Source organism: Methylophaga sp. UBA2689 (genome assembly GCA_002354555.1).
In the GTDB taxonomy this organism is placed as follows: Bacteria; Pseudomonadota; Gammaproteobacteria; order Nitrosococcales; family Methylophagaceae; genus Methylophaga.
Window position 1 is genome coordinate 34,692 of sequence record DELT01000038.1, and the last position, 8,697, is coordinate 43,388.

The 8,697-nt window shown below is 44.9% G+C and carries 7 protein-coding genes; 5 read left to right on the forward strand and 2 right to left on the reverse strand.

Annotated elements, in window-relative coordinates:
* Positions 1-204: 204 nt before the first annotated feature.
* Positions 205-1,416 carry an MFS transporter gene (locus B3M51_RS04045; RefSeq protein ID WP_292757003.1) on the reverse strand — a complete coding sequence of 404 codons (1,212 nt, stop codon included), beginning with the start codon at positions 1,414-1,416 and terminating at the stop codon, positions 205-207.
* A 116-nt stretch (positions 1,417-1,532) separates the two neighbouring features.
* Between B3M51_RS04045 and B3M51_RS04050 the strand changes: the two genes are divergently transcribed.
* Complete coding sequence (locus tag B3M51_RS04050) at positions 1,533-2,051, forward strand: MarR family winged helix-turn-helix transcriptional regulator (protein WP_292757005.1); 519 nt, start codon at positions 1,533-1,535, stop codon at positions 2,049-2,051.
* 28 nt (positions 2,052-2,079) lie between these two features.
* On the opposite strand, the gene B3M51_RS04055 is transcribed toward B3M51_RS04050, so the two are convergent.
* Positions 2,080-4,404: a DUF1989 domain-containing protein gene (locus B3M51_RS04055; protein ID WP_292757007.1), complete on the reverse strand. Its 2,325-nt coding sequence runs from the start codon at positions 4,402-4,404 to the stop codon at positions 2,080-2,082.
* Between the two features lie 352 nt (positions 4,405-4,756).
* Here B3M51_RS04055 and B3M51_RS04060 point away from each other — a divergent pair, with 352 nt between their 5' ends.
* From B3M51_RS04060 to B3M51_RS04075, 4 genes are all read left to right on the forward strand, one after another.
* Positions 4,757-5,938, forward strand: coding sequence for a sensor histidine kinase (locus B3M51_RS04060; RefSeq protein ID WP_292757009.1), 1,182 nt, complete (start codon positions 4,757-4,759; stop codon positions 5,936-5,938).
* A complete protein-coding gene (locus tag B3M51_RS04065) occupies positions 5,935-6,609 on the forward strand; it encodes a response regulator (RefSeq protein ID WP_292757011.1) in 675 nt (224 codons plus the stop codon). Before B3M51_RS04060 ends, B3M51_RS04065 begins: the two co-directional genes overlap by 4 nt.
* 1 nt (position 6,610) lies before the next feature.
* Positions 6,611-7,390: a PAS domain-containing protein gene (locus B3M51_RS04070; protein ID WP_292757013.1), complete on the forward strand. Its 780-nt coding sequence runs from the start codon at positions 6,611-6,613 to the stop codon at positions 7,388-7,390.
* A gap of 150 nt (positions 7,391-7,540) precedes the next feature.
* Positions 7,541-8,697: NAD(P)-binding domain-containing protein (locus B3M51_RS04075; protein WP_292757015.1), on the forward strand; the 1,157-nt coding region annotated here is incomplete at its 3' end.

Genomic DNA, 8,697 nt, shown 5'->3' on the forward strand with positions numbered 1-8,697 from the left:
AACAATACCTTACAGAGTTTAAGGTAATATTGATAATTACCCGAACTGTATTTATGGATATTGAAAGACGTCATCGTCATGCACAGTGCCATTGCCCGTGCAAGATAAAATATGACTATAAAGGGGACTGCTTAAGGTGTAATTGGTTGCATTTGCGCGGATATAACTAAGAAATGATCATGATTGGTTAGGGGAACTGACAAATCAGGATCTGTTGTGTGAATAAATGGTGTTATATCGTTGCGGATTAAAAGCCGTTGCCATGATTAACCCAACAATGCCTAACCCGGCCAGTAAAATCCAGGCAACACTGAAGCTTTCTGATGAATCACGGATCCAACCTGCAATCCATGGGACAATCGCGGCGATCATAGCGCCAACGCCTTGTACGAAACCAGCGAGTTTACCAGCGATCATGGAGTCAGAATGATGGTCCATGGAAACAATGATTGCCATTGGATAGATTCCTCCAATGCCTAGTCCAGCAATTGCTGACCAAAGCCACAGGCTGATATCCGGCCTGATAGCCATACCCCCAAAGCCGATGATTTGCAGCACAAATAACACATAGAGTATCAATCTTCGGTCTATATTTTTAGCTGAAAGGGCAGGGAATACTAAACCGGCTACTACTTCCATCGCGGTTAACAAACCAAGCATCAGGCCAGCTTGTGTAGCAGTAAAACCTTGTTCAATGGCGTAGGGAGACAACCAGGCCAAAACACAGACATAACCACTAGAACCCAGTGAAAAAAAGATCGCCAGATACCAACTTCGTCTATTTCGCCATAATCCAGGCGTTGCAATAGTGTTTGATGTATCCGGTTCAAGAAAACGTCTAGCATCAGGTTTAAAAATCATCCAGGCTACAAAAGCGAGGATGGCAAGCAGGCTCCAACTGCCCAGACCCATTTTCCAACCGTATTTTGCTTCAATAAAGGGTGAAAGTGAGGCCGATATCGCTGCACCAGCCATAATACCAGTGATATACAGCCCCATTATTTTGGGATGTTGTGCTCCATAAATACTCTTGATCACCATAGGCATCAATGCCTGGATCAATGCAATACCCAAACCGGCTAACAAAGCAGTGATAATCAAACTACTGGCGTTATAGGCCCAAAGTCTTAAGCCAGCGGCTAAAACTAACATCAGAATCGAAAAAATGATGATTTGATTGAAGCCAAAGCGATGAGCCAATTTGTAACCGGCAAGACAAAACAGACCCATTGCAAAAACTGGCAATGTGGTCAGTAATGATGCAAGTTTAAAGCTTAATGCTATGTCCTGTTGTATGGCGGGAAGTAATGGTCCAACTGAAGCCAGAATGGGCCGTAAATTCAATGCTACCAATACTATGACAGCGGTTAGGATAATTTTCTGCAACGCAGAATCTGCGCCAGTATTGGTAAACATGTAGCCCCTTTTCTTTAAAATCTGACAGGTGAAAGGTATTTATCTTGATGTAAAGATAGTTGCATATTAAAGTCAATTTTGTATGATGTAAAGAATCTTTATGTCGAGATAAATTTATGGCTAATAAAATAGAAACAATGCAGTCAGATAGTGTCGATACAATAATCACGCAGTGGCGTAATGAAAATAGTGAAGCAGACTTATTACCAATGGCTATTTTGGGGCGATTGGCAAAACTAGGCAAATATATTGATAACGATATTCTGCATTGTCATGATCAATATAATTTACGCCAAGGGGAGTTTGATGTATTGGCTACCTTGAGACGATCCGGTAAACCTTATAGTCTGACACCCTCTGCGTTATACCAAAGTATGATGCTGACATCAGGAGCAATGACCAGCCGGCTGGATCGGCTAGAAACCAAAGGACTTATTCGACGTGAACACAGCAAATCCGATCGGCGGTCTGTACAGGTCACATTAACCTCTGAAGGAAAAAAGAAGATTGACACGGTATTACCCGCACATATCAATACGCAACATGATTTGTTGGCGGGAATGAATCAACAAGATCGTGAAAGCTTGTCTGAATTACTTAAGCGCTGGTTGATGCAGTTGGAGACAGCAAAATAATTCACTGTCCCCCGTAATTATTCCTGATTCATGAAAGCAGCTTTTCGCGTTTTGGATCGTAAAACGGTAATTTCACTACCTCACCGGCAAGCCTTTTCTGTTGACCATCCAGTTTTCCGATTTCGAGCCGCGTGCCGATATAGGCAAAATCAGGAGCGATTCTCACCATAGCAATCTGCTTACCCATTAAAGGTGAGTAAGTTGCGCTGGTGACAAGGCCTACTGGGAATCGGCCGTTATAGACGTGATCTCCATGTGCTGCAGGATCACCACCATCAAGTACCATCCCCACTAGTTTATGACGACTCTCAGGAGTTTGACGGGCCAGCGCATCACGACCAATAAAGTCTTCTTTTTTAGTGTTAAGCGGCACACTGAATCCGGTACCTGCTTCAAATGGCGTAATTTCATGGGTAAATTCATGATCCGCCATACTTAAACCGGCTTCAATTCGCAGCATATCCAGCGCATCAAACCCCATTGGAGCAATGTCAAAAACTTGACCGGCATGCCAGACAGCATCCCACACAGCTGATGAATCATCCGGATGACACCAGACTTCATAACCAAGCTCACCGGTATAACCCGTTCGTGAAATCATCACTGGAATCCCGGATGGTCCATTAAGACGGCCAATGGTGAAGTGAAACCATTTGAGTTTTTCAACACTGGGTTGACTGTCCGAAGTCCAGACTATTTCACTCAGTAATTCGCGGCTGTTCGGTCCTTGTACTGCGAGATTATCCAGTTGTTCAGTTGCATTGCGAATGCTGACTTTAAAACCTTTTTGCTGAGCTTTTTCCCGCATCCAGACACCGGTATATTCTGCGCCGCACATCCAGCGATAGGCTTGTTCGCCCATGCGGAAGATGGTTCCATCATCAATCATGCCGCCGGTTTCCAGACAAATTGCTGAGTGTGCAATTTCGCCAATTGCCATGCGGCTGACATTCTGGGTTAACACATATTGTAAAAAGGCCACAGCATCAGGACCGACAACTTCAAATTTACGTAATGCTGATAAATCCAGCACGGCGACCCGTTCACGACAGGCCAGGTATTCTGCATTGGCTCCCCAACCATCATATTCAGTGGCGACCCAATAGCCGGCATAGTCGATAAATTTTTTGGTCAGTTCAGAGGTACGGTTATGGAAACCGGATGCTTTTGTCATACGAGGTAACTCCTCAGAAGTGGTTCGATGGGCAATGGCGCGGGGGAAATTCTGTTCGGCATCATAAATCCGCACATGAATATCGGTCGGCTGCCAGCCATTAGCCGGATCAATATCATCCGGGCAGGCTGATGAGGCGCAGATAAGATCCCTATCGGCGCGAAACAATACATAATCGCCAGCACGCGACCAGGGTTCATCCATAAATACCGCACCTGATTCATCAATCGCCGTGTTAAAAAATAAGTTGATTGCCGGCCAGCCGGCACGCGGAGCGATGCCAAAAGGTGCCAAAACCCGGTTAAAGTTCTCGGTACAGCTGATATGGCCGAAATAACCGCTGTCGTCATAATATTTTGGTGTGCAGGCCAACAGGAAACTGTCATGTCGACCGACGGTATCCTGTACCACTTCCAGCATCGATAACAGATCGGTTCCCAGAAAACGTGAGTGCAGACCGGGAACCGGATTACTCAAGCCCATAACCGTCCGGGTTGCGGTTGCATCAAGACCAACTTCGACGCCCTGTTCTAATGCTTGTTTATCAAAGGCAACAAAGTCTGAGCATTGCTTGCCAGAAACATCGATGATCTGGATCCATTCGCCTTTTTGAACTTCATAGGTTTTTGCTGAGGCGAGAGGGATCCGCAACTCTGATTTAATCGGGCCTAATGGCTCCGGCAATGAATCTTGATCAGGTTCAGCGTAGGTGACTTTTATATCAATCTCAGTCACCGGTAACTGTTGATCTACCGTCATTTTTGCACCCGCGGCGACGATTATGACGTTAAGCTCGTTGAGCGCTGTTAAATTTGCTGCTTCAGACCCTGAGATACATATAGCCTGCTCCAGATGTGTTGAATCAATTTGCCAGCTGGCCAATTGGCCACGTAATTGTTCTGCAGCTGACCCCGTCTGCTCAAGCTGCTGTTTGATAGCCACTGCTGGAACAGGAGAGCGTTTTTCAAGTAGCTCTGGTGCCGATTTGCCATTTGAATTCAATACAATAAGTTCACTATTCTGTGCTTTATCCTGGCTGGATATTTCCAGCTTATCGCCTGTTTTCAGCGAGAGTTTTATCGCTTGATGACCCGCCAGCCGATAGTGTCGGATAACCTTTTCTGGGGGGGAATTGAAAAAATAATCTTTCCCCCATTGCTGTTGTTGCAGTTCTAACATCTGTCATTCCTGGTTACGAAAAATATGAGCTTATCTGGTGCACTTTTTCAGTTTTTCGCAACATTAAAGTGCATAAACTGAAGCTGCTTTCCGATTAAAAAATGGCCGCTCGTTACTGACACACTATTTATCTTCAACAAGATTGCAGCAATTCTCCTGATGGCATACCTCATTGGTGTTACCCCGGCTTGAATTGACTGTAGATGGCATAAAAACTGCTGTCTCACTCAGAGAATAACCCTAGCGTGATCACGCTTTATACTGATAAATGGTATTCGGGGCTGTTTATCTTTCACTGACCCAAAATTGCTAGTGACAGATAAAAAGACCTCAGCCGAAGGACAATGGAGTCATGCTCAATATCAAACGGAAAAACTGGCCAACGATACAAGAGTGGTTGAGTCAGCAATTACAGTTTGTAAAACATAAAAATAAACCCAAGCCTGCTCTGGATTTGAATGATCTGGCTTTTAAACTGGCAACCGCCAACGATATTAATGAAATTCTGCCTAAGGTACTTTCTTCTTTACAGGCACTGATAGACGAGCAATTCATTCCTGCTGAGCAGGGCGATCTACTGGTCTTATTCAGCAATCCGTTAACGTCCGAATCCTTTTTGCATCATTCGATGGAACCTGCGCCATCACAAAAATTGATTCAGAGTCTGCATCAGCATTTCACCATCAGAAGACCAGAAGAAAAGGGCTTTATCAATCTGAAGATAAACGGGACATCAGTTACATGTGTTCCAAGCCGTCTTTTTGAGCACGATAACCAGACCATTTGGCTTTTAATGGTTTTCAGTCAGGCATTGCCCAATGAAAAAAAACTCAAATGGGAAATAGCGTTAATGGAGCAGACTCTGGCCAAGGGCTTACAAGCCTGGTTTCAACGTGAGAGCAAGGTTAAACAGGCATTGGCTGCAGAACGAGCGATTTATGCAGCAGAACTGCATGACTCACTGGCACAGGTGCTGGGGTATCTGAAACTTAAAAGTGCCAAGCTTGATAAGTTATGTCTCAAAACAGAGTATGCCGAGCTTAAGCCAATTACTGAAGATTTGGCTGCCTATACCCAATGTGCCTATCACCAGACTCGCGAACTTATCACCGCTTCGCGACTGACCATGCAAAGTGAGAGCCTGTCTCAGGGCGTGACCAACTCCGTCCGTGAATTTGAGCAGCAGTCAGCTATCGTGTTTGAACTGGATAACCGGTTACCCGCGAATCTACTGCCACCCAAACAGTCCATTCAGATCCTGTACATTATTCGTGAAAGTCTCAGCAATATCGTCCGTCATTCTCATGCAAGCCATGCCCGTGTCAGACTGATATTGAAAGCACCCAGGCAACTGCATATCCAGATCGAAGATAATGGCACAGGAATAGATTTCGCAGCAGCGCGCAGTGACAGCTTTGGTTTGCAAATAATGCATGAGCGTGCCGAACGGGTGGGCGCAAAACTGCAAATATCACAACGCCATGAGGGCGGCACATTGGTGCAACTGAATATGGATATCGGAGATAAAGTATGAACCCTATATCCGTGGTCGTGGTAGATGATCATCCTCTTTTTCGTCGTGGGGTAGTGGAGCTGCTTAACGATAGTGACGAACTGACAGTGATTGCTGAATATGATTCTGCCAGGTCGTTATTAAACAATCTAAGCAATACCTATCCGGATATTCTGTTACTGGACTTACAGATGCCAGAGCAGTCAGGACTGGATGTGCTCAAACAGCTTCGTAACCATGATGAACAACTCAAAATCATTATTATCACTGCCTGCAATGATCAGGAAGTGTTGCTGGAGGCGCTGCGCTGCGGCGCCAACGGTTTTCTGCAAAAAGATACACCTCCGGATGAAATCCTCTCTCAACTGATATCAGCAGTAAAAGGCAATGTGGTGATCAATGCCGGAGCAGTTACGTCTCTTGCTTCCCATCTTCGTGAGCATAAAACGGAACCCGGCAGCCAATTGAATGTGGCGTTTACGCAAATGACCGAACGGGAACGTGAAACACTATTTCACATATCCAGAGGGTTGAACAATAAATTGATTGCCCGCGAGTTGGGGATTAGCGACGGCACGGTAAAAGTGTATGTCAAAAACCTGTTGCGTAAATTGAATCTCCACTCGCGACTGGAACTGGCTGCATGGGCTCACAATAATCAATCGGCTGATTTGCCGGACCGGGAAGGCTGAAATGACTCTGCTTAAATGGCCAACTAAAATCGTAAACTCAGCGCCCACGGCATCACAATTAACTCAGTTGTTAAATAGTCTCAGTGATGTAGTAATGATGCTTGATGAACAGCATCAGATTAAAATGATTAATCAGTGCTGGCAGGATATTACCGGTATCAGCATAGAGCAAACACAAGGCAAGGCGTTTACCGACTTTCTGCATCCGGAGGATATTCCTAGCTGGGTACAGCTATTGCAGAACATGCGTTGTGATGCAAAAGAGGTTATCTGGTTTCGTCTGATAAGTGCCAGTGGAGAACTGCGCTGGTGTGAAATGCGCTTACAGTCAGTTGAGAAAAACAAACTCTATCCGTTGTCAGCCACGCTTTGTGATATTACCCCCCAGGTGCGTAATGAGCAGGTGCGTCATGCCAGTTACCGCAGTTTACAAAGTCTGGTGGATCGTTTACCCGGCATGCTGTATCGAGCACGAAACAATATCAGCTGGTCGATGGAATATGTCAGTGAAGGCTGTGAGCATGTAACCGGTTACACTGCCCAAACTTTGTTAAATCAACCACAGGTATCACTAGGGGCTATGATTCATGCAGCAGATGCTGGCTATGTCTGGGAACAAGTGCAGATTGCTCTGGAAAACCAAAGTACGTTTAGCATTCAATACCGTCTGACCCAGGCAAATGGCAATGAAATTGTGGTTCTGGATAAGGGCAGGGGCTTATATTCTGAGAGTGGAATGGTGCTTGGTGTTGAGGGGATTATTTTTCAGATAGCTGAATAAATAGGTATTTTTCCAGTTTATTAACCACTTACCCTGTTTGGGATACCCATAGAAGAGGATTTTTCATCATGGCATAGCAGGTTACTTTTACGCTGACAGCTGCATTAAACGCAGCATCATGCATATTAATAACCTTGATGGAGTAAACCTATGTCAACTCGAGTAGCGGTACTTGGCGCCGGACCCAGTGGCCTTGCACAACTTAGAGCATTTCAATCTGCCCAATCCAAAGGGGCTGAAATTCCAGAAATAGTCTGCTTTGAAAAACAAAGTGATTGGGGCGGTTTGTGGAATTACACATGGCGTACCGGTTTGGATGAAAATGGTGAACCGGTACATGGCAGTATGTACCGTTACCTTTGGTCTAATGGACCCAAGGAGTGTCTGGAATTTGCCGATTACACCTTTGAAGAGCATTTCGGTAAACCAATTGCCTCTTATCCTCCACGCGAAGTGTTGTTTGATTACATCAAAGGACGGGTAGAAAAAGCCGGTGTACGTAAATATATCCGCTTTAATACCGCTGTTCGCAATGTAACCTACGATGATGCCAGTCAAAAATTCACTGTGACAGTTCAGGATCACAGTACAGATACAGTTTATGCTGAAGAATTTGATTACGTGGTCTGTGCTACTGGCCATTTCTCTACACCAAAAGTACCTACCTTTGAAGGCTTTGATAAATTTGGTGGACGTATTCTGCACGCCCATGACTTCCGTGATGCGCTGGAATTTAAAGACAAAGATATTCTGCTGGTGGGCAGTAGTTATTCTGCTGAGGATATCGGTTCGCAGTGTTACAAATATGGAGCTCGTAGTCTGATTAGCTGTTATCGAACGGCACCTATGGGCTATAAATGGCCGGAAAACTGGGATGAAAAACCCAATCTGGTCAAAGTCGATACCGATACTGCCTATTTTATGGATGGCAGCTCGAAAAAAATTGATGCCATTATTTTATGTACCGGCTATTTACATTACTTCCCATTCCTCTCCGATGATTTACGCTTAAAGACCAACAATCGTTTGTGGCCGCTTAATCTCTATAAAGGCGTGGTTTGGGAAGATAATCCGAAGTTTTTCTATCTTGGCATGCAGGACCAATGGTACTCATTCAATATGTTTGATGCCCAGGCCTGGTATGCGCGAGACATCATTATGGGACGCATTGCGTTACCTTCAAAAGATGATATGAAGGCGCATAGCATGATGTGGCGTGAGAAAGAATTGACGCTGGAAACCGCTGAAGAAATGTATACCTATCAGGGCGATTACATTCAGGAATTAATTGATGCCACGGACTATCC

Coding starts and splice junctions, on each gene's coding strand:
- B3M51_RS04045 (WP_292757003.1), bottom strand. CDS start 1,416: ATGTTTACCAATACTGGCGCAGATTCTGCGTTGCAGAAAATTATCCTA.
- B3M51_RS04070 (WP_292757013.1), top strand. CDS start 6,611: ATGACTCTGCTTAAATGGCCAACTAAAATCGTAAACTCAGCGCCCACG.
- B3M51_RS04050 (WP_292757005.1), top strand. CDS start 1,533: ATGGCTAATAAAATAGAAACAATGCAGTCAGATAGTGTCGATACAATA.
- B3M51_RS04065 (WP_292757011.1), top strand. CDS start 5,935: ATGAACCCTATATCCGTGGTCGTGGTAGATGATCATCCTCTTTTTCGT.
- B3M51_RS04055 (WP_292757007.1), bottom strand. CDS start 4,404: ATGTTAGAACTGCAACAACAGCAATGGGGGAAAGATTATTTTTTCAAT.
- B3M51_RS04060 (WP_292757009.1), top strand. CDS start 4,757: ATGCTCAATATCAAACGGAAAAACTGGCCAACGATACAAGAGTGGTTG.